Here is a 20952-nt window from a genome sequence, read left to right as displayed (position 1 = left end):
AGTGCTAGGTGTCAAGAAAACGTACAGGTGGTCCAGAATTGAATCCAAGGCAGATAAGAGTGCTTTATTGTATTTCGAGAGAATACATAGCCTCTGGAAGACCTGTGAGTTCAAAGCAGGTTCTGGAGCACTCTAACCTCAAGTATAGTTCTGCGACCGTAAGAAACGACATGCGAAAGCTGGAGTTTTTAGGTTATATCTATCAACCTCATACTTCAGCAGGCAGGATTTTGACCGACAAGGGCTTAAGGTTCTATTTCGATTCAGTTAAAACGATCACCGAGGATCTTCAAGAAAGCAATGTAGCAATTGCAATAAGACAGACCAGCACTGTGGGTGATGTTGAGCATCTTCTTCAGGGTATGACCAGAATTCTGGCACGTGCTGTATCGGGTTTTGTGGTCATTGAGAAGCCGAAGTTTGACAGACTGCTGGTGAACAGCGTTTCGATCTCGAAGATAACCGATGGTTATCTTAATGTATCCATTGTAACCGATCTTGGAGTCAGTCTAAATACGACAGTCTTCCTTGGAGCTAGTGAATTCGATATAGACAGCTTCCAGAAGTACGTGAACATGGCAGTCGTAGGAAAGACAATCGGGGAAATAAGAAAGGGAATAAGGGACGTTGAACTGAGGTACGATCAGTGGCATGATAGGAGATTGCAAGACATAATAAATTTTCTTCAGAGTATCTTTGATAAGGAGAACGAAGAGAAGTACTACAAATATGGCCTGGAGTTCATAATTTCAAACGATCTTCTGGACTCTGCCGACATTTCCGGACTCGTAAGATCGGTTGAGAATCCGAGGAATCTTGAGATATTGCTTAACTCCTTTGGCGATATTTATGATCAAAGAGTTTTCATAGGTGAGGAAGTTGGCAGAGAGGAGCTCAGAAACTTTGCCGTATTTGTATCTCCCTATTCCAGAAACGATGAGAAGATTGGTAGTGTATTCGTTATCTCGCCTAAGCTGACTTACTATGAGAAGGTAAACGCCTATCTCGACTTCTCAATTAACAGATTATCAGAGGTTTTTTCGAATAGATAGGAGGAGTGAACTATGTTGGAGGACAAGAACACCAAGAATCTCGAGGATCTAGAGAAAAAGGGTGGCTCGATTGAAGAAGAGAATGAACCAAATGTGTCCGAAGAAGTAAAAGAGGAAGAAACTAAGTTGGAAGACGTACAAAAACAAGAAAAGGAGCTTGAAATAGATGAAGTGGAGAGTCTTAAGAATGAAATAAGGGTTCTCAAAGATGAAAACTCCAGGCTGAGATCGGAATTCATCAACTATAGAAATGCTCTTATTCGTGAGTCGGAGGAGGATGCAAAAAGATACAAAGAGAGGATGATCCTTAGAATCATCGAAATCTATGAAAATCTTGGTCGCGCTCTGCGAAACTCAGAAGATTCTAGGAAAGGGTTCATTTCTGGTGTCAGGCTTATTCATAAATCGATTGAAAAGCTCATGTTCGACGAAGGGCTATCCCTGATAATCCCCGAGGTGGGCAGGCCCTTTGATCCTTTCACTCATGAAGTTGAAGAGACGATTACTTCAAACGATGTTCCCGATATGGCGATTCATGATGTCGTCGAACATGGATACTATCTTAACGGCAAGGTTCTCAAACCTGCAAGAGTCGTTGTTGCCATAAACAACTCTTCCGAGTCTGAATAAGAGCATTCGGTGGTGATTTAGATGGCTCAATCAAGAAAAGACTATTATGAGATTCTAGGAGTCTCACGAAATGCGTCTGATGAAGATATAAGGAAGGCTTACAGAAGACTCGTCAAGGAATGGCATCCTGATGCATACAAAGGTGCAGACAAGAAGGATGCCGAAGCGAAATTCAAAGAGATTCAGGAGGCCTATGAGGTCTTGTCCGACAAAGAAAAGCGTGCGATGTTCGACCGTTTCGGATATGTGGGAGATCCTTCTTCCTATAGCCGTGGCTCTGGAAGAACTCCTGGAAGCGCTGGAGGAAGCTTCGACGATATGTTCGGCGATTTTCAGGATGTCTTCGATGTCTTCTTTGGAGGAAGCAGGTCAGGTACGAGTTCCAGATCCCAGAGTCCAAGAGCGGTTAGGGGAGAGGACATTCATGCTTCGGTTGCCATAGATTTGAAAGACGTAATACTTGGGAAGAAAGTGATACTTGAGTATGACAGAAATAAGGTCTGTCACAAGTGTAAAGGAACGGGAGCCGAAGACGGCACGAGTTTCAGGACATGTCCTACCTGCAATGGAAGCGGTTATGTGAAAGAGGAGCATAGATCATTCTTTGGGATGTTCAGCAACACTCATGCCTGCAATACCTGCAACGGAACGGGAAGGATAATCGATAAGCGCTGCGGTCAGTGCAGCGGCAGAGGCTACGTGAAGGAGAGACACCAGGTGAGCGTTACGATTCCTGCAGGAGTTGAGAATGGAGCAACTCTTAGAATTGGCGGTCACGGGAATTCAGGGCAGAATGGAGGTGCGTACGGAGACCTTTACGTAAGTGTAAGAGTCGAAATGCCTTCGGAGTTCAGACGTAGTGGAAACGATCTGTATATTACCAAGGAGATAGACTATGTTGAAGGTGCACTAGGCACCACGGTTGAGATACCCCTTCCCGAAGGAGGTACGGAGACCCTTAAGATCCCGGCGGGAACTAGTCCAAACACGGTATTCAGGATGAAAAACCTTGGTGTTCCAAGTGTTTCCGGCAATAGGCGTGGAGATCTTCTCGTAACGGTGAGGGTGAATATTAACAAGCCTTCAAGCAAAGAGAGGAAGCTCCTACAGCAAATCGCAAAACTGAAAAACTCAAGGGTCGTAGAGTGAAGTGAATAGGAAGGTATTCGTTGACTACTTCCTGATTACGGTCGGTTCAATACTGACTGCTGTTTCAATTGTTTCGTTTTTGATTCCGAACAACATTATCGCCGGCGGCGTCAGCGGGCTTGCAATAATTATCTACAGGGTCTTCGGTTTCTGGGTGGGAGCTCAGATGTTTGTGTACAACATTGCTCTCTTTCTTCTTGCATTCGTGATTCTGGGAGTAGGTTTTGGAATAAAGTCGATCTACTCGGCGGTACTTATGTCCATAACGGTTGATCTTCTTCAGAAGCTGGACTTCCCGGTTTTCGATGCTTCTTCTACACAAGACGGGTTTCTGCTGGTGGCAATCTACGGTGGCGTTATTGCTGGTGCTGGCATGGGCTTGGTGTTGTGGCGCGGAGCTTCCACTGGAGGAACAGATATACTTGCTATGATCTTCTCAAAGTATCTGAATTTCAGCACAGGAACGGGTCTGTTAATAAGCGATTCACTAATCACAATGCTCGCCATTGTCGTATTCGGACCTATCGCAGCAATGTACGGAATAATAACGATTTTCACTACAAGCAAGACAATAGATGGGATAATCGAGGGTATCGGCAACACAAGAACGGCTTTCATTATTAGCGTGGAAAGTGATTCAATAAAGAAGAGAATTATTGAGGAAATGGAGCGTGGCACGACGATGATTAAGGCGACGGGCGGCTTTTCCGGAGAAGACAGACCTGTTTTGATGGTATCAATAAGAAGAAGAGAGATAGGGCAGTTAAGGCATATAGTGAAGGCCACAGACAAACGGGCTTTTGTGATAATTGTGAACAATGCCGATGTCTTCGGTGAAGGCTTCAAGAATCTCAGCTGAGGAGATGCGATGAAGTATATATGTTTCGACACTTCTTCTAAAACTCTTCTTCTCTCGGCCTGTAATGGCAGGGGAGAGATGGAGATAAAGGCTCGAGAAATCGACAAATTCGGTTCTTTGTTAGCCGTAATGGTAGAGCAGATGATAGAGAATCTCAAGATTGAGGTCCCGAAACTCGACTTCATCGGGGTCGGTGTTGGTCCCGGTTCCCTTACGGGTTTGAGAGTAGGCATTGCAACAGCCAAAGGTATCGCCTTTCCGTATGATATCCGCGTAGTTCCTTTTAACTCTCTTGATATACTGGCAAGCTCGATCGGTGATGAGAGATTCATTCTCCTGAGACGCGGAAGAGAGGGGCACTATTACTGGAGAGAATACAGAGAGAGAGTGCCAGTCAGAGAAACTGAGTTCAGTAGTACCGCCGAGTTAGTCTCCGCGATCGACTTGTCAGGGACGAAACTCTTTTTTGACGGTGAAATAGAACAGGCCTTCGAAAGATTTGATTGCAGTGAAGTGAGACATCAGGACCCCTCAGCGATGAGAGAAATCGCAGTTGAGAAGTTTGCTGCAGGAGAGTTCATAGGTTATTCTGACCTTAAACCGATATACTTGCAGAAGTCAATCGCTGAAATAAACTGGGAGAATAGAAAGACTGAAAAAAGCCACTAATCCCTTCTCAGAAGTATTAGAGGGACGTTCATTTCCTCCTTTGTCAAACCTCCGTGCCTTCCTTTGAGCGAGTGTTCCTGACCTGTGTATTTGAAACACAATGATGAGTCGTCCTTGGATACGGTAATGAGCTCACCTATCCTCTTCCTGAAAGAATTGCTCAGAGGCCTGCCGAAGAGCTTTATTTCATCAAGACGGGATGGCTCTATGATCTCAATAGAATCTCCAAAAAGCTCTTCCATCTTCTTTCTTGTTTTTTCTTTATCGAGAGAATATATGTAGGACATGCGCTGTTCACCTCCCGGCATGGAGTACATCTCATCGAAGATATCGTCGAACTTTGACCACCAGATCTCTTGCTCCCAAGGGGTTTCGATTTGACCGTGATCGGCAGTGATGAAGAATGCGGTGTTTCTCTCAGTCGTCTCATCGAAGAACCCTTCGATCGCCGAGATAAGAGCTGCGGTTTCCGAAGTGAAAGATAAGGAGTTTGGACCGTACTTGTGACCGTAAGTATCGATAAGACCCCAGTAGACAACCGTCAGACTTTCGGATTCATCCGCAGCAAGGATGGTATTGAGTTCCTCGAACATATCTCCCAATCCATGAACACCCCTGGCTATGCCTCCGCGGGAATGCATTCTCGTCAGTCCTGTGTTCACGAAACTCTTGGATGTGAGATGATAACCTTTTACGCCAGCTTCCTTCAGAGATTCGAAGATAGTTGGATTTTGATTGTACTTAAGAGGGTCAAAGCCCAATCTGGTGAGATTGTCTCTATCCTGAGTGTAGGGAGTCAACTCGATCATATTCACTAGTCCGCCGTACTCTGGAATATTGAGAAGATACCCGAGTACTCCGTGCTCTCCAGGCGTTGTGGCCGTGAACAACGAAGTGAGAGCACTGGAAGTGGTTGAAGGGAAGACAGAAGTCAGACTTCTTACATCTTCGACAGAGAAGTGTTTGAAACTGCTTTTCTCAAGGACCTTCATCAAGTTATAATAGCCAACAGCATCGATTATGAATACCACTAGCTTATCTATTCCATCGATGCTAATTCCGTGTTCTGAGAAGCAATACTCCTTCACCCCTGAAGGTATCTCAGCATCGAAGTGCTTCAGAATGGCAGCTGATAGGTTTACTATTGAACCTGTGTCGTAATTGGGATAAATGAACTCCATCTGCAACACCTTCCATCTGGACAATCTTGAGTGCGACAGATTCCTATCTTACTAGTATCTACACTCTAACAGAGTGAGAAAAAACTTTACTGAATCCTTTCTCTTCAATTATATATGACATAGGTCTTTCCGCTCCCAACATTCACTGTTCGAAATACTCACGACCTTCAAAATTCAGGGGCCCGATCCCGGTTGCTTAGGGACGGGCTCCTGAAAATTAACTGGCTCTCATCACAAATCGGACGAGTTTAGGGTAAGTTACTCTTTCACTCCTCCCTGTGTCAAACCCCCAACGATGTAGTCCTGTAACACGAGGAAGAATATGACCATCGGAACTGCTCCAATCAACGCTGCGGCAGTGAATGGGCCCCAGCTCGTTTCGAATCTTCCCGAGAACTGCCAAAGGCCAACTGCGTATGTCCATTTGTTCATGTCCTGAAGAATTATCCTTGCAATCAGATACTCGTTGAAGATGTTCATAAACGTCAGAATAGCCACAACAGCCAGAATCGGTCTGGCAAGCGGTAAAATCACCTTTAAAAAGGCCTGGAATTTCGTTGCCCCGTCGATCATTGCTGCCTCTTCGAGAGAGTTAGAGATTGTATCGTAATAGCCTTTGATCAGCCAGATGTTGAAGGCAATTCCTCCTGAATAAGCAAATATCAGGCCTCCAAGCGTGTTTAGTCCCAGGAATGGAATTAAACTTCCAATGAACTGCAGCAAAGCGTAGAGAGCCACCATGAACATTATTGTAGGGAACATCTGAATAAGGAGGAGGCCAAGCAAACCTTGCTTCCTTCCACGGAATCTCATTCTGCTGAAAGGATACGCAGCTAGAGCTGCAACGGCAACGCTGATAAGCGACACAGAAAGTGCTACGATTATTGAATTAAGAAGCCACCTGACGAAATAGAAATAAGTACTCTCTTTTTGTGCCCAGATCTGATTTGTTCTGAATAAGGCTCTGTCTATCTCCTTCAATATGCCATCATATGGAGATGAATAGGTTGTGGGCTTCTCGATTAGATCGGATATTAACCTAGATGCACGTTGGTACTTAGCGTTAACCTGCTGAAAGAGAGAATTGTAAGTCTCCTGCATCTTTCCGAAGTCATCTAGGGTTACCGAAGTCCCAAGGAATCTCAGATCGATGTAGTAGTTTACCTTGGATGCAAGTTCATCCTTCATCGATCTCATAGTAGAGATTAGCTGATTCAGCAGAGCCGTCCCTTCCTTTGCCTCCAAATCAGCCCGAATGAAATCATCGTACCACAGAAGGGTCCTGTAACGGGTTGATGCTCTTATGTTGAAGTAGTTGTTCAGCACACCGGACAGCTTCGATACATAATTTCTGGCGCCTTCCAGCGAGGTTATTTCCTCCTCCACAAACAGCATCGCAGCTTGTATACTAATCGCTTCAAGGACTTTTGCATGCTCTCTTTCTGCTCTCTCAGCTTCTTCTTGAAGTTCAGAGATCCTGTTCTCGAGGTCTTCCATGCTTTTCTTCAGGGATTCCAGTTCCGTCGTGAGAGCGATCGTTCTCTCCGATACCTCAATATACTCTGCAACACTCATCTCAAGAACAGGCAATACCCTCGACAAGTTTGACAGGGCTATGTCTATTACGTCTGCTCCCTTTAAGACTTCTGAGTTTGCAGATGCGCTTACGAGAGCTTCGCCATTGCCTAAGAACCAGGCCATCTTATCCGAGAGATCGGAAAGACTTGTGCTCAGCCCACGGACGTTCTGCATACTTGATAGCTGCCGCTGGAGAAGATCTATGGTCTCCTTTGCTGAATCGATTCTCTCGAGTGATGACCTGACTTTTGCCTCCGTCACAGCCGTACTATTACCTGCGCCTTTAGTGATTATCATTTGCAGCGGTGGAACGACGGCAGAGAGTTTTCTAGTTTCAGACACGACGGTCGGCAATGCGACTTCAAAAGAGTCTTCTAGTTCGCCTAATGCCGAATTTGAGACGACTAGAGCCTTTTCGGTAGACTCGAGGTTCTTTTTTATTGCTTCCAACTTTTCATTTGCGGCCAGGTACTCATAGTAGTCGGTTCCAAAGGCCGTCTCCGCCAGGAAAGATAGTTCTTCAGAAAGGGCTGCACTGGAAGCAGCTGCCGCTTCCCATGCGTTACCGGCAGATCTGAAGGAATCATATAGGCCTGTCCTGATCCGGTTGAGCTCGGAGGCTTGATCTTCGGGCATCGAAGATTCGACCTCCCTTAGATATCTGTTAATAACTTGAAGCCACTCAACTCTTCGCCATTCAGAGTAGTCAATGCCAGAGAGAGATATGTAATCTTCAACAGAATTCAGTGATTCCACCACTTCTTTCTTGTTCTCAAATTCAAGGGTTTCTATTGCTAGCAGCGTCTCGTCGCGATGACGGAATACCTCTTCGTACAGGTTTCTGTAAGCTTCGAGAGACTCGATGACTTGTGATGACCTTTCGCCAAGCAATCCGATGTAGAAGGGATAGGTTCCTTCAAGAGAAGGTGAGGCGGTTTGAAGAATTTCTCCTACCGCGTAGGCCGTCTTCAGTTCGTCTAGTCCACCTATCTCTTTGAGTCTCTCTTCGAAGAGGACCTTGTCTTTGAGTCTCAGCTCATTCATTTCCTTGATTATCATGCTCTCCATTTCTACCAGATTGCTTTCAATTGCAGCGGTACCGCCTTCGACTGCCCTAACCATTTCTTCGCTCTCATCCATAAGAGAATCGAATTTAGTGAGGAACTTCTCAACAGTATTCTTCAGATCCTCCTGGCTTTTCCCTCTGTAGTCTCCTGTGGCGTATGTTGCACTCTGGAGATCAAGAACAAGCCTTCCTACGCTTCTTTCCGGGAAAAGAAGGTTCCTGTAGTGTTGAAGAGTTACTCTGGTTGAAAAGAGCCTTGACGAGAAAGCTGCCTGGTCACGTCTTATTGAAGTGGTTATCAACCAAACCATGGGAAAGAGAACCACAACGACAACAGCTATCAAGATTATGTGTCTTAACCAGTATTTTCTTCTCTCAACGGCCATTATCTGCTCACCTCTTCAAAGGAACCGGACAATTTAAAGTTTATCCAGCTGAAGCCGGCGACGATTATGAATATGATAATTGAAATGGCACTGGCAAAGCCAAAGTCCTGACCTCTCCCTTCAAACGCCAGCTTAAAAGTGTATGAGATCAAGATATCAGTTGCCCCAGCGGGTGTCGAAGCTCCAGGAATTGCGGGTCCACCTTGGGTCACCAGATAAATGCCGGTGAAGTTGTTGAAGTTGAAGGCAAAGCTGCCGACAAGCAAAGGTGCAACAGTAACCATTAACAGGGGGAAGGTAATCATTCTGAATCTCTGGAGTCTCGTTGCACCATCGATCGATGAGGCCTCATAAAACTCTTCGGGAATACTCTGTAAAGCACCGAGGCTTACTGTCATCATGTACGGGAAGCCCAACCATGTATTGACAATCAAGACTGAAACTTTGGCCCAAAAGGCATCGTTCAGCCACTTTATTGGTTCAAGCCCAAAGAGTCCCTGAACAATGAACCTGTTCAGAACTCCATAGGTTTCGTTGAAGAAGCCATTTCTCCATACAAGAGCAGAGATAAAGGCAGGTACGGCCCAGGGAATGATGAGCAGTGTTCTGTAAATCTTCTTTCCCTTAAGTCTCCGATCATTCAGTGTGATTGCCAGCGCCAGGCCAATTACGAATGAGAAGAGAACGCTAAGTCCGGCCCAGGTAAACGTCCAGCCGAATACCTGAAAAAACGGGTCCCTTATCTTCGGATCCTGGAACATCCTAACGAAGTTCCAAAAACCAACGTCAGATATGTAGCCCTCAACTATGAACTCGTTTCCATTTGCGTCGATATCATAGAAAAAGCCACCCTCCTCGATCAAGGTCCTTCCCGTCTGCCTGTTATAGACAACGGTCTCCTGAATGGCTCTTCCGGCGGAGAATGAAGTCTCAGTCCTTAACGCATACTTCCTTTCAGTGGTGGCAAAGGTTGTGTAAAGAGAGTTTGGGAATAGTCTTATCTGATTACCCTCCGAGTCTGTAAATTCGGCATTTCGGAGCCACACTCCTCTTATTTCGCTGAAGTAGAAGGGAGCGTTCGGCCTGGTGGAGGTGTCTTGGGGAGAATAAAAGTATATATACCTTGCACCGGCATCAGATAGGATAGCCAGGATTCGGTCATCCGGAGAGCGTGAAAGAGTGTAGTTCACCCCGCCGATAACGAAACTGTCCGATTTTATCTCGAACATCTTGGCGGTGGCCAGTGTGATGTTCCCCGATGCATCTCTGCTTACAACCTGAGGCCTAAGAGTGGCATACATCTCTCCATCCGTCTTCGACTTCAGAAGAGTTATGAATCTGTCTGTGGGGCTATAGTTGTCGAGCTCGATAAAGATGGAAAACTCGAATTCCTCGGGGTTTTCCGGGATGTAGAAGTAATCGCTGAGGAGCTTTTGAATTGACTGCTGCCTTGTGAATAGATGCCCGGTTCCGTAATTAGTGAAGGCAGTTCTGAAAGTGTAGTACATTGGATATAGCGTGAGAATGAAAAGCAATATCATTGCGGGAATCATATATCTGTACGGGTAACCCTTTGGATTCAACGCAATTATATCAATTAGCAGAGTCAGGATGACCATTGTTACCATCAAGCCGAAATTCCCATCGGCAAATAACAGATATATGCTCCATAGAGAAAAGGCATTGAATATTGCGAGGATAGCCAGGGAAAAGAGAAAGATTACAAATCGTCTTCCACTCAAGGTAATCCCTCCGGACAGTTAAACCAGAGCGCGGGAGTCTCCCGCGCTCAGTCTAACAAGATTTAGATATGTGGATAAGTCAAGAGAGAACAATCATTTTCCAATTGTAGTCTTGATCTTCTCTACTGCAGAATTGAAAGCGTTCTCCACTGTATCCTGACCGTTGATAATAAGGCCAAGTGCATCGCCCATTGCTCCCCATACGCTCGCCATTTCCGGAACGTTTGGCATTGGTGTTCCTACTGAAGCGCTCTTGGAGAACTGTAAAACATCATACAGCTCTGGACCGGCGTCCGCTTCAATAAATGCAAACACGTCGGCTCTTGCCGTACCTCTTCTCTCTCCGAGGAACATTCCGTACTGGCCTTCGAAGCTTCCGATGTAGTTCACCACGAATTCAGTGGCTTCAAGCTTGTTCGGAGACTTTGAGTTTATCATGAAGCCCTGTACTCCGACGAATGGTCTCGGAGTTGTACCGTCGTCGAATGTGATTTCGCTGAAAGGAAGAATCGCGTAGTCGATACCCGCATCGCGGTAACTTGGGGTTGCCCATATGCCGTTAATAATGAATGCGGCCAGTCCGTCTTTGAACAAAGAGTCCATCAGGTTGTAATTTGGACCGCCAGGAATTAGGCCTTTGTCGAACCAAGATTTGATGAGGTTTCCGCCTGCAATCGCACCCTCGTTGTTCAGGCCTATGTCGGTTACATCAAGACCCGCAGCAGTCTCCTTGAAGATATAGCCGCCTCTTCCCAGTATGAAAGGTGCGGAGTGATAGAAATCCCCAACTGCGTAGATCAGGCCCACGACTTCATCATCTGCAGCCTCGAAAGCAAGTTCTTCAAGCTCTGAGATTGTTTTCGGTGCTTTGAATACGAGATCCTTGTTGTAGATGATTGCAATCGCCTCAACAGTATAGGGGACACCGTAGAGGTTTCCGCCGTAGCTGAAGGCATCTAGAGTGACATCGTAGTACTGATCGGCTTCGGGAAGAAATGGAATCGGTTCGATAAGGCCATTGATAGCGAGTTCACCAACCCAGTCATGTGCGCCTACTATGATGTCGGGGCCCTCGCCTGCGGGAGCTGCGGTAAGGAACTTGGACTTTATGTCGCCAAAGTTCACCTGCTGAATCTCCACTTGAATTCCGTAGTCACTTTCGAAATCTGCCGCCAACTTCTCAAGTGCAGGGATCTGGTTCTCAGAGGACCAAATCACCAACTTTGCGCTTGCAAAAGATAAGACTAGAAGTAGCACTAAAAGAACAGCTGCGAGTTTTCTCATCTTCTGAACCCTCCTTTGATAGAATTGGGATACACCCTAAACAAATTGTATCAGAAAGTTCCGGTTAATTAAAGAAGTGTTAATGCAGAGATTGAACAAAAAAAACGCCCCCATTCTTCATGAAGGCGCTAAGTAGTCTACAGTTGCCTCTTGTTAGCTTTAATATAGTTCTATCTTCGTGAATATTGTTAATACTACGAATCAAACTGGGTATACCGTTATCCCTTCTCTAAAATCCTTCGCGACTTCAAAGTCGACTCTGAGAGAATCTCTGTATCTCTGACTAAGATACTTCTTTCCAACTTCTCCAAGTAACAGGTATATAAGAAGATCCTCATCGCATTCGGCCAGCAGGCCGAGTTCGTTTCTTCCTTTTTCGACTTCTGGGTCAAGAGTGTCGCCCGGCCTATGAGAAATCGACTCTTCATCTCCCATAACTCTTGATTTCAGTGACTTGTCGATTTCTGCAGGAGGTGTTCCATAGAATCCCCTTATGTATCTTTCTACTTCTTTCGTGATCGTCTTGTATCTCTCGTTGTTCATAACATTCAAGACCGCTTGCACGCCCACTATTTGAGATGTTGGAGTAACAAGGGGGGGATAACCGAGATCAGCGCGTACCTGAGGAACTTCTTCGAGAACCTCTTCGAATCTGTCGCTCATGTTCTGAGATTTCAGTTGGTTTATTAGATTGGAGTACATTCCTCCCGGAATCTGATTTTCCAAAACTGAAGTGTTTATAGTGAAACCTGCATCAGTGCCACTGTGATTCTTCCTAACCCTTGAAAAGTAGTCGTTTATCTCTTTGAGTAGAGGGTAATTTGGCTTCTCTGAGAGCCCCATATCGTGTAATGTTGTCCATATGCTCTCGACACCAGGTTGTGAGGTTCCGAATCCCATTGAAGACGTGGCGGTGTCGAGAATATCGGCCCCGGCCTCAGCGCTCTTCAAGTAAGCCATATCGGCAATACCCGTTGTGAAATGAGAGTGTACCTCCAAAGGGATAGAGTGCCTCTTCTTGATCTCATTTACAAGAGTTGAAGCCGTTCCAGGCTTCAGAAGGCCTGCCATGTCCTTAATACAGAGAGAGTCTGCGCCCAAATCCGCAGCTTTGTCGGAGATCTTCACAAAGTAATCGATGTTATGAACGGGACTGGTTGTATACGACATTGCTACTTGAAGGTGCATTCCAGCATCCTTTACTGCGCTTGCCGACTTCTCCAGATTTCTTAGGTCGTTAAGGGCGTCAAAGATCCTTACAATATCAATCCCGTGATTTGCCATAGTCTTAACAAAGAGCTCTACAACATCATCTGCATAGTTTCTGTAACCGAGAAGATTTTGACCTCTTAGAAGCATCTGAAGCTTGGTATTCTTAAATCTCTCTTTGAGTACATCGAGTCTTTCCCAAGGATTTTCATTAAGGTATCTAACACAGGAGTCAAAGGTTGCTCCGCCCCAGACCTCCACTGCGTGGTAACCAACCTGATCGACAAGAGGAGCTATATCTGCCAACTCAGCTGTTGTGACCCTAGTGGCCAGAAGTGACTGGTGCGCATCTCTCATCGTAGTGTCAACGAAACGGACTTTTCTCAACTTAATGCCTCCTTTCTGTGTACAATACTATGATAGAGGAGTGATGTTATGCGATCAAATAAAAGAGATTACGAATTCGACATAATCGTCATAGGGGCCGGACATGCCGGTATCGAGGCCGCATTAGCTGGCGCGCGAATGGGCATGAGAACGCTTATTCTAAATATTAACCTCGACACGGTTGGTTGGACGCCCTGCAATCCGGCTGTGGGGGGCCCAGCGAAAGGCATTGTCGTAAGAGAGATAGACGCGCTCGGTGGGGAGATTGCCAAGTCAACAGATAAGGCATCACTCAATATAAGAGTTCTAAACACCAGCAAAGGAGCCGCCGTCAGAGCACTGAGATCTCAGGTGGACAAGAACAGGTATAGCCAGATAATGAAGAGAATACTTGAGATGCAGGAAAATCTGCACTTGCAGTCTGGAATTGTGAAGTCCATAGAAGTGGATAAGGGTCGTGTAAGAGGCATCACGACGCACTTTGGCCTCAGGTACTCTGCACGTTCTGTAATAGTTGCTTCGGGCACCTTTCTTGGAGGGAAGATATTCATCGGACCACAGGAGTTTCCCGCAGGAAGGCTTGGTGAGTTTCCAGCAACCGAGCTAACTGCATCGCTTAAAGCTTTGGGGTTCGAAGTCAGACGTTTCAAGACTGGGACCCCTGCAAGAATAGCAGGCAGATCAATCGATTTCTCCAGTATGGAGCGTCAGGGTACCTCAAATACCCCGCTTTGTTTCTCATACTTTTCCGAGCCCTTTGTCCTTGAAGACGATCATCCGTGCTGGCTGACCAGGACAAATGAGAGAACACACGACATCATCAAGAGAGACCTCAGATTCTCGCCGCTGTACGGGGATGTTAAGCTTATCGATTCAAAGGGACCGAGATACTGCCCTTCGATTGAGGATAAGGTGATCAAGTTCTCTGATAAGAGTAGCCATCAATTGTTTGTTGAACCCGAGAGTGCTTTGAGCGACGAGTACTATTTGAACGGTCTTTCAACCAGCCTTCCTTTCGAGACACAGCTGGAAATGATCAGAACAATAAAGGGGCTTGAGAGGGCGGAAATCGTCAGGCCGGCTTATGCTGTCGAGTACGACTATATAGATCCGACTCAGTTGTACTCAACGCTGGAGAGCAAATTAGTCGAGAATCTGTATTTCGCTGGTCAGGTAAACGGGACCAGTGGTTACGAGGAAGCTGCCGGTCAGGGTTTGATCGCGGGAATCAACGCATCAGCGAAGCTGCATGGCGGGAAGCAGCTTGTACTAAGTCGATCGGAAGCTTATATTGGAGTTATGATCGACGATCTTGTGACGAAGGGAGTGGATGAACCTTATAGACTTCTCACGTCAAGAGCGGAGTACAGATTGCTTCTCAGGCACGATAATGCGCACATAAGGCTTACAGAGTACGGTCATGAATACGGACTAGTGCCCGACTGGTTCAGTGAGAAGGTATCCCGATTAGCAAACCAGACCAGGAATCAGGTCTTAAGACTTGAAAGAGTGACCGTCAGACCTTCTGAAAGGTTGAACCAGCTATTAATTAGTAAGAGGAGTTCGAGACTTGATACGCCCGCAAAGCTTTCGGGTCTGCTAAAAAGATCGGGAGTTGAGTACAGGGACCTTTCAGATTACGATCCCGAACCGATTGTTGATGATGAAGTGATAGAACAAGTTGAAATAGAGATCAAGTACAGTGGATATATTAAGCGTCTTAGGGAAGAGGTCAAGAGACTTGAAGAGCTCGAGGGAGATCAAATCCCCTCCAACTTAGATTATGGTGAAGTATCCAACCTCTCAACAGAAGGAAGAGAAAAGCTGAAAAGAACAAAGCCTACAACGATAGGCCAAGCAACGAGAATACCCGGCTTGACACCCTCAGACATCATGAATCTATCTTTTCATCTCAAGCATCACAACCAGAAATAAGATCCGAGTTGGGTTCTGGTTTTATCGCGAGAGCAAGGTCTGTAAAGTTTTTTCCAGATCTCTATGTTCAATTGACTTTCCGTCTTTCAGAAGAGAGAACGCGGCCTTTATTACAAGAACCCTAGGATACTTCACAGTCATTTCCTGAACCGGATCTGCAGATATCCGAAGACCCACAGAGCTGTTGTTTAGCATTGGACCATCTCCTGAACCTCTTGACACAAGTCATGAGGAATATTATAATCAATTTTGTGTCTGGGCTCGTAGCTCAGTTTGGTTAGAGCTTCCGGCTCATAACCGGGCGGTCGGTGGTTCGACTCCACCCGAGCCCACCAGACTCGGCGGCTTATGCCGCCTTTTTCTGTACTAATTTTAGCAGTTTTGCCAGTGTTCTTCAAGATAGTTTTCTTATATTTAACATATAAGTGACGAAGCGTAAAGAAAGTAGATGAAGCATTTATGTACAATACGAGTTACGGTTTACGGTTCGAGACTGATTTCATTCTAGTGTATGCACTAACCTTCCTGAAACAAATGTCATGTCCGCGAAAGTATCTTCTCTCGTCTTTAAGAGATCTGAGCCGGTTACGAAGAAATCTGCTGGGTCCCCTGGATTGAGCGCGAAGGATCTGACACTGTTTGCTAGAGTGTGTCCGGCTTTGCTATACATCTCTATGCTGTCCTTTCTGGAGAAGAATCTATCGGCCGAAACGAGGTTCTTGACTACCGAAGTGCTCTCTACCGGTGAGTCGGTTGAGAAGGCAACAACTACTCCCATATCTCTCATCTTTCCAAACGGGTAGGCATCTTTGATCCGGATCGGCCCGAACCTCTCCGGTGCAATTGTGCTGTCAGAGTCAACGAAAACCGGTTGAATCGATGCGGTTAGTCTCTGGCCGGCAATCCTTCTTATCTGGTCCTCAGACGCGATCTGAACGTGAATTAGTCTATGCTTGAGAGTTTCACTGTTCGATCCTTCAAAAGCCAAGAGGGCCTCTTCCAGTGACCGATCTCCTATAACATGTACGCAGACCTGAATTCCTTCTCTGTCTGCTCTCCTCACGATCGGCCTAAGATCATCGGCAGTCATATATAGGACGCCGGTTTCGGTCGGAGAATCGTGGTAAGGCTCAATCATCGCCGCCGTTCTTGCTCCGAGCGACCCGTCAAGATACATCTTTGCAGCTCTCAGTCGGAAGAAATCAGTTTCGAATTGCCTGCCATGTTTGATCAATTCCAGATCTTCTTTTCTGGAGATGCAGAGCTTTTCGTAGACTCTCATTTTGTTCGCGCTCGAGAGAGCCTCCATAAGGAGTTCATAATCTATGCCGTGATAATCGTCACTGTGTACCGAAGTCACTCCATATTTCAAAAAGGACCTTGTTCCCGCTTCAATCGCTTCTCTGACTTCAGCAGGAGAGAGTTTTGCTATCCGGTCCATCTCCTCTAGAGCTCTCTCCTTGAGTATTCCAAGATCGATGTCCGAACCATCAAGACCGTGAAGTCTTTCAAGGTCTAATAGCTTTATCAGGGACGAGTTTACGCAGGCGATATGTCCGCACCTTCTGGTAATAATCGTTGGTTCTGAAGTGATGAGATCAAGCTTTCCTCTCACGGGCATAAACCCTAACACTTCCTGATCCCAGCCTCTAGCTCTTACTATCCTTCGATCAACGCTCAACCTATCGGCAAGCGATTCGATAGAGCTGCAGCCCTCTAGATCAACCTCCAGAGACTTTCTTCCCGTTCCAATGAGGTGTGCATGCGAGTCGACAAATCCAGGGTAAACGAATTTGCCTGAAATATCTATCTCTTGAGCACCATAAGGAGTATCTGCAGAGAATTCTCCTGAGTCAATGTAGAGGTCCTTGCAAGAATAAGCTCCGGTCTCTTCCAAATAGACAAATCCGCCTTTCAAGGAGTAACCGTTCATAGTTCTTCTCCCGAGTTAGCGGCTATAAGACCACCGAGCGCGGCATTGTTTATCAGTAGGGAAATGTTTGCATCAAGTGTCTTCCCTCCTGACAGCAGCGCGAGTTTGCCGAGCAGATATGGAGTGAGAGTCTTCCCCGAGATCCCTTCTTCTACGGCTGCTTTTAGAGCGGATTCAATGAGAGCGCTCAATTCATCGTAGTCCATAGAGTCCATTTCGGGAATAGGATTAGCTACTAGCAGTCCGCCCTCTATTCCAAGCCTTTCTTTTTCTTTCAGAATCATCACTGCCTCTTTTGGGGAGTCTATGGTTAGATTGATTTTGTAAGGGCTTTTTGAGCAGTGGAAGAACGGGAAACAATCGGTCTTGTAACCAACGATTGTTACTCCGAAGGTTTCAAGAAACTCCAGGGTCTTTGGTACGTCAAGAATGCTCTTCACGCCTGCCGATATTACGATCATTCTAGTTCTCGAAAGCTCTATGATGTCTTGAGAGACATCCCAATCTACTCCTCTGTGAACTCCTCCGATTCCCCCCGTAGCGAATACAGAGATTCCATTCAACTTTGCAATAGCCATTGTAGCGCTGACGGTCGTTGCTGCATCTCTCTTCATCGCTGTTGCGTAGGATATCTCTGCAGTACCAACCTTGAGGACATTTCGACCCGTTCCAAGTCTTCTCATCTCTTCCTCGTTTACACCCACGATAATTCTTCCGTCTAGAATTCCTATGGTTTTTGGTATTCCGCCATTTTCTTTGACTGCCCGCTCCATGTTCAGAGCAGTTTCGAAGTTAATACCTTGTGGAAGGCCGTGAGCTATAACTGTAGATTCAAGAGCTACAACTCTTTTCAACAATATTCACCTCTCATAATTCTCATATGCGGCAAGCTGTGTACAAAACTTTTCAGACAACCAGAACAGCTGCAAACACAGGTTTCAAAGAACTGTTGAAGCAGGCTCTAAGAAGTCTGTCCAATCAATTTTAACAGAACGTCACGTAATGTATGATAATTAAATCTACTCAAAAAGTCGCGTCATTGAAAAGCCGGAACCATGATGCTATAATTTCCACGATGTGCCCCTATAGTTCAACGGATAGAACAGCGGATTCCTAATCCGCAGATGAAGGTTCGATTCCTTCTGGGGGTACCAGCGCGAGGTTTTCCTCGCCTTTTTTATTGGTAATTAGCATAATGGAAACTGGTACAGAAAAGGCTACTTAGAGTACGTTAATTAGCTGTAGACGGTGCCATTCGCCCGTACATCGATTTGAGAAGTATTCATTATGATCATAGAATTCTAATGAAGAACACCAATATGGAGGAGGTATTCTCGTGGCCGAAACAAGTCTGTTCCAAAATGCACTTAAGCAGTTCAATAAAGCTGCCGATGTCATGGATCTTAGCCAGAGCATGAGGCAGGTCTTGTCTTTTCCGAAAAGAGAGCTAACTGTGAATTTCCCCGTAAGAATGGATAACGGGGAAATCAAGGTCTTCACTGGGCACAGGGTACAGCACAATGTAGCCAGAGGTCCGGCAAAGGGAGGAATCAGGTACCATCAGAACGTTACTCTCGATGAAGTGAAGGCACTGGCTTTCTGGATGACATGGAAATGCGCGGTAGTTGGTATCCCGTACGGAGGTGGAAAGGGCGGAGTTTGTGTGAACCCTCAAGAGCTTTCAATCAACGAGATTGAAAGACTTTCAAGGAGATTCTTCTCAGAGATTCAGATCATAATAGGTGAAGGAGAAGACATTCCTGCGCCAGACGTAAATACTAACGCTCAGATAATGGCCTGGTACATGGACACATACTCCATGAACATTGGTCATTCAGTTCTCGGAATCGTTACAGGCAAGCCTCTGGAAATAGGTGGTTCTAAGGGAAGAACGGAAGCAACGGGTCGCGGAGTAAGAGTGGTTGCCGAAGAGGCTCTAAAGTACAAAGACATGGATCCAAAGCAGGCGAAGGTGGCCGTTCAGGGATTCGGAAACGTAGGATCGTTTGCGGCGAAGCTAATAGATGAAGAGATGGGTTCAAAAGTCATCGGTGTGAGTGATGTTTCTGGTGGACTTTATAATCCTGAGGGTTTCGACATTGATGATCTGATCGCATACAGGGATCAGAACAACGGAGTGATCGAGGGCTACCCGAAGGGACAGAAGATCAGTAACGAAGACCTGCTCGGACTCGATGTGGATATCCTCGTTCCAGCAGCTCTTGAGAATGCGATTACTGAGAAGAATGCAAAGAACATAAAGGCAAGAATAATCGTCGAGGGCGCAAACGGTCCTATGACACCGGAAGCGGAAGACATAGTTCTTGGAAACAAGATCTTCGTTGTTCCCGACTTCCTGGCAAATGCCGGAGGAGTCACAGTCTCATATTTCGAATGGGTACAGGGACTACAGCATTATTTCTGGGATGTGGAGGACGTAAGAAGAGCTCTCCAAAAGATAATGAGAGAGGCTTTCGCTTCCGTAGCATCGACAATGAACAGGTACAACATCGATATGAGAACTGCCGCATATGTTGACTCTATAGAGAAGGTTGCTCACGCCACAAAACTCAGAGGAATCTATCCCTGATATATCTGCTGTCAGATTCACGGAGCGGAAGAATTGTCTTCCGCTCTTTTTATATGTTGGGAGAATCAGAGTCGCTCAGATAAGTAGAAGTTGTCGTCGACTCTGTAAGCCGTCAAATAGCCTCCATAAACACAGCCAGTGTCTATACCGATCTTTCCTTCTTGAATTAGAGGGCCGCTAATTAAGGGTGTATGACCAAACACAACCGTACGGTTCCTGATAGGGTTTGGCGTCTCCAGAAATGGTTCTCGGATCCACAGAAGATCCTTTGAATTCTGCTTCTTCAAGGAGATTCCCGGCCGTACCCCGGCATGAACGAAAATGAAGTTGTTCTCTTCGTAGTGAAGAACAGTCTCGTTGAGAAACTCAATATGGTATTCTGGAACAGATCTAATACTCCCATAACTTCTGATTGTTGTTTCCATCCCGTTATAAGCCCAGATCGTAGATCCTTCGGCGCCTCTCAGATAATCAAGGAACATCTGCTCGTGGTTACCTCGAATGAAATGACAGTCATGGTTTACGGAAAGTGATATCAGAAAATCGATGACTCCCCTGGGGTTCGGTCCACGGTCCACATAATCACCAATGAAAACAAGAGTGTCGTCAGCTTTGAGATCGATCGCCTTTATAAGTCTTTTGAGCGGTGAAAGGCAACCGTGTATGTCACCGATTGCATAGGTCAACCGAGAAATCTCCTCATAAAGAGTTGCCAGAGAAAGGATATTACAATTCCTGCAAGCGGGCTAATTATCCATTCTTTCTTGGAGTCCCTTGAAAAGACTGCCCGGAAAGCAAGCCCGGCAGCAACCGAGATAATGACCCAAGTCCAGTGATTTGCAAGAATGAAGATAAATATAGACATTCTCTCAGCGATTCCGATTGAGTCGGTAGCCTCTTCCGGCACTATGGCCCCTCGAAGAAAGTAAGTGACACCCACGGTTACCAGAAGCATTCCCATGAGATACCAGGAAAACTCAACAGTGACAAATGATTCTACGAGGAAGCTTCTTCCCAGTAAGGTGAAAAAAAGCAGCAGGAAAAACGCAATGACTTCGATCAAGAGGTTTGGCAACCTCTTGCGGCCCATGTCAACAGTGACTGTCAGGCCGACAGAAAGTATCAGTAAAAGTATTCCAAGAGGGCTTGATAGAAAGACGTCGAAAGTGAAGGCAAGAAAGATCAGAACGACCCAAATGAAATGCATCCAGAACTTCTTATCATCCATCTTTGCAAGCTTTCGATTATTTACAAATGCATGATCAACTACATAGTAAGCCACCAGAAGATGTAATGGCATAT

Annotated in this window: 17 protein-coding genes and 2 tRNA genes; 9 read left to right on the top strand and 10 right to left on the bottom strand. The window is 45.9% G+C overall.

The genetic code is table 11. From position 1 onward, the window contains the following. Positions 1–8: 8 nt before the first annotated feature. Genes hrcA through tsaB form a run of 5 tightly spaced genes read left to right on the top strand, consistent with a single transcriptional unit; the run spans position 9 to position 4359 of the window. Positions 9–1052 carry a heat-inducible transcriptional repressor HrcA gene (hrcA, locus tag V512_RS04050; RefSeq protein WP_099829179.1) on the top strand — a complete coding sequence of 348 codons (1044 nt, stop codon included), beginning with the start codon at positions 9–11 and terminating at the stop codon, positions 1050–1052. Between the two features lie 12 nt (positions 1053–1064). Next, positions 1065–1682: a nucleotide exchange factor GrpE gene (gene grpE / locus V512_RS04045; RefSeq protein WP_099829178.1), complete on the top strand. Its 618-nt coding sequence runs from the start codon at positions 1065–1067 to the stop codon at positions 1680–1682. A 21-nt stretch (positions 1683–1703) separates the two neighbouring features. Continuing rightward, positions 1704–2831, top strand: a complete 1128-nt coding sequence (gene dnaJ / locus V512_RS04040) for a molecular chaperone DnaJ (RefSeq protein ID WP_099829177.1) — start codon at positions 1704–1706, stop codon at positions 2829–2831. A gap of 1 nt (position 2832) precedes the next feature. Next, a complete protein-coding gene (locus V512_RS04035) occupies positions 2833–3690 on the top strand; it encodes a YitT family protein (protein WP_099829176.1) in 858 nt (285 codons plus the stop codon). A 9-nt stretch (positions 3691–3699) separates the two neighbouring features. Continuing rightward, on the top strand, positions 3700–4359 hold the full coding sequence (gene tsaB / locus V512_RS04030; protein WP_099829175.1) for a tRNA (adenosine(37)-N6)-threonylcarbamoyltransferase complex dimerization subunit type 1 TsaB: 660 nt from the start codon (positions 3700–3702) through the stop codon (positions 4357–4359). Here tsaB and V512_RS04025 read toward each other — a convergent pair. The 5 genes from V512_RS04025 to V512_RS04005 form a co-directional block, all read right to left on the bottom strand. Then, complete coding sequence (locus V512_RS04025) at positions 4356–5540, bottom strand: alkaline phosphatase family protein (RefSeq protein WP_099829174.1); 1185 nt, start codon at positions 5538–5540, stop codon at positions 4356–4358. The two genes, tsaB and V512_RS04025, sit on opposite strands and share 4 nt — an antisense overlap. Positions 5541–5798: 258 nt before the next feature. Beyond that, positions 5799–8570, bottom strand: coding sequence for an ABC transporter permease subunit (locus V512_RS04020; RefSeq protein WP_099829173.1), 2772 nt, complete (start codon positions 8568–8570; stop codon positions 5799–5801). Then, complete coding sequence (locus V512_RS04015; protein ID WP_099829172.1) at positions 8570–10312, bottom strand: ABC transporter permease subunit; 1743 nt, start codon at positions 10310–10312, stop codon at positions 8570–8572. The genes V512_RS04020 and V512_RS04015 overlap by 1 nt, the downstream gene beginning before the upstream one ends. 93 nt (positions 10313–10405) lie before the next feature. Beyond that, a complete protein-coding gene (locus V512_RS04010; RefSeq protein ID WP_099829171.1) occupies positions 10406–11596 on the bottom strand; it encodes a maltose ABC transporter substrate-binding protein in 1191 nt (396 codons plus the stop codon). 201 nt (positions 11597–11797) lie between these two features. Beyond that, on the bottom strand, positions 11798–13192 hold the full coding sequence (locus V512_RS04005) for a pyruvate carboxylase subunit B (protein WP_099829170.1): 1395 nt from the start codon (positions 13190–13192) through the stop codon (positions 11798–11800). 48 nt (positions 13193–13240) lie between these two features. On the opposite strand from V512_RS04005, the gene mnmG reads away from it, so the two are divergent. Beyond that, positions 13241–15127, top strand: a complete 1887-nt coding sequence (gene mnmG / locus V512_RS04000) for a tRNA uridine-5-carboxymethylaminomethyl(34) synthesis enzyme MnmG (RefSeq protein ID WP_099829169.1) — start codon at positions 13241–13243, stop codon at positions 15125–15127. A gap of 21 nt (positions 15128–15148) precedes the next feature. Here the strand turns inward: mnmG and V512_RS14550 are convergent, their stop codons facing one another. After that, positions 15149–15322 carry a hypothetical protein gene (locus tag V512_RS14550; protein WP_165775337.1) on the bottom strand — a complete coding sequence of 58 codons (174 nt, stop codon included), beginning with the start codon at positions 15320–15322 and terminating at the stop codon, positions 15149–15151. A 62-nt stretch (positions 15323–15384) separates the two neighbouring features. Between V512_RS14550 and V512_RS03995 the strand changes: the two genes are divergently transcribed. Then, positions 15385–15462: transfer RNA gene (locus V512_RS03995), tRNA-Ile, on the top strand. 164 nt (positions 15463–15626) lie between these two features. Here the strand turns inward: V512_RS03995 and V512_RS03990 are convergent. Together V512_RS03990 and V512_RS03985 are read right to left on the bottom strand one after the other, a co-directional pair. Next, positions 15627–17060, bottom strand: a complete 1434-nt coding sequence (locus tag V512_RS03990) for an amidohydrolase family protein (RefSeq protein ID WP_099829168.1) — start codon at positions 17058–17060, stop codon at positions 15627–15629. Then, on the bottom strand, positions 17057–17914 hold the full coding sequence (locus V512_RS03985; RefSeq protein ID WP_099829211.1) for a pseudouridine-5'-phosphate glycosidase: 858 nt from the start codon (positions 17912–17914) through the stop codon (positions 17057–17059). Before V512_RS03985 ends, V512_RS03990 begins: the two co-directional genes overlap by 4 nt. A gap of 225 nt (positions 17915–18139) precedes the next feature. Between V512_RS03985 and V512_RS03980 the strand changes: the two genes are divergently transcribed. Beyond that, positions 18140–18214, top strand: a tRNA-Arg gene (locus V512_RS03980). Between the two features lie 182 nt (positions 18215–18396). Then, positions 18397–19650, top strand: coding sequence for a Glu/Leu/Phe/Val dehydrogenase (locus V512_RS03975; protein WP_099829167.1), 1254 nt, complete (start codon positions 18397–18399; stop codon positions 19648–19650). A gap of 65 nt (positions 19651–19715) precedes the next feature. On the opposite strand, the gene V512_RS03970 is transcribed toward V512_RS03975, so the two are convergent. Together V512_RS03970 and V512_RS03965 are read right to left on the bottom strand one after the other, a co-directional pair. Further along, positions 19716–20336, bottom strand: a complete 621-nt coding sequence (locus V512_RS03970; protein ID WP_099829166.1) for a metallophosphoesterase family protein — start codon at positions 20334–20336, stop codon at positions 19716–19718. Next, a complete protein-coding gene (locus V512_RS03965; RefSeq protein WP_099829165.1) occupies positions 20333–20950 on the bottom strand; it encodes a hypothetical protein in 618 nt (205 codons plus the stop codon). The genes V512_RS03970 and V512_RS03965 overlap by 4 nt, the downstream gene beginning before the upstream one ends. Between the last annotated feature and the right edge of the window lie 2 nt (positions 20951–20952).

Origin of the sequence: Mesotoga sp. Brook.08.105.5.1 (genome assembly GCF_002752635.1) — a bacterium.
Taxonomy (GTDB): domain Bacteria; phylum Thermotogota; class Thermotogae; order Petrotogales; family Kosmotogaceae; genus Mesotoga.
Note: the sequence above shows the minus strand (reverse complement) of the source record. Positions and strands in the feature narration are given on the sequence as shown.

What these genes read in the sequence shown, in the direction of transcription:
- grpE (WP_099829178.1), top strand. Translation starts at nt 1,065, where the DNA reads ATGTTGGAGGACAAGAACACCAAGAATCTCGAGGATCTAGAGAAAAAG.
- dnaJ (WP_099829177.1), top strand. Translation starts at nt 1,704, where the DNA reads ATGGCTCAATCAAGAAAAGACTATTATGAGATTCTAGGAGTCTCACGA.
- tsaB (WP_099829175.1), top strand. Translation starts at nt 3,700, where the DNA reads ATGAAGTATATATGTTTCGACACTTCTTCTAAAACTCTTCTTCTCTCG.
- V512_RS04025 (WP_099829174.1), bottom strand. Translation starts at nt 5,540, where the DNA reads ATGGAGTTCATTTATCCCAATTACGACACAGGTTCAATAGTAAACCTA.
- V512_RS04020 (WP_099829173.1), bottom strand. Translation starts at nt 8,570, where the DNA reads ATGGCCGTTGAGAGAAGAAAATACTGGTTAAGACACATAATCTTGATA.
- V512_RS04010 (WP_099829171.1), bottom strand. Translation starts at nt 11,596, where the DNA reads ATGAGAAAACTCGCAGCTGTTCTTTTAGTGCTACTTCTAGTCTTATCT.
- mnmG (WP_099829169.1), top strand. Translation starts at nt 13,241, where the DNA reads ATGCGATCAAATAAAAGAGATTACGAATTCGACATAATCGTCATAGGG.
- V512_RS14550 (WP_165775337.1), bottom strand. Translation starts at nt 15,322, where the DNA reads ATGCTAAACAACAGCTCTGTGGGTCTTCGGATATCTGCAGATCCGGTT.
- V512_RS03990 (WP_099829168.1), bottom strand. Translation starts at nt 17,060, where the DNA reads ATGAACGGTTACTCCTTGAAAGGCGGATTTGTCTATTTGGAAGAGACC.
- V512_RS03965 (WP_099829165.1), bottom strand. Translation starts at nt 20,950, where the DNA reads ATGCCATTACATCTTCTGGTGGCTTACTATGTAGTTGATCATGCATTT.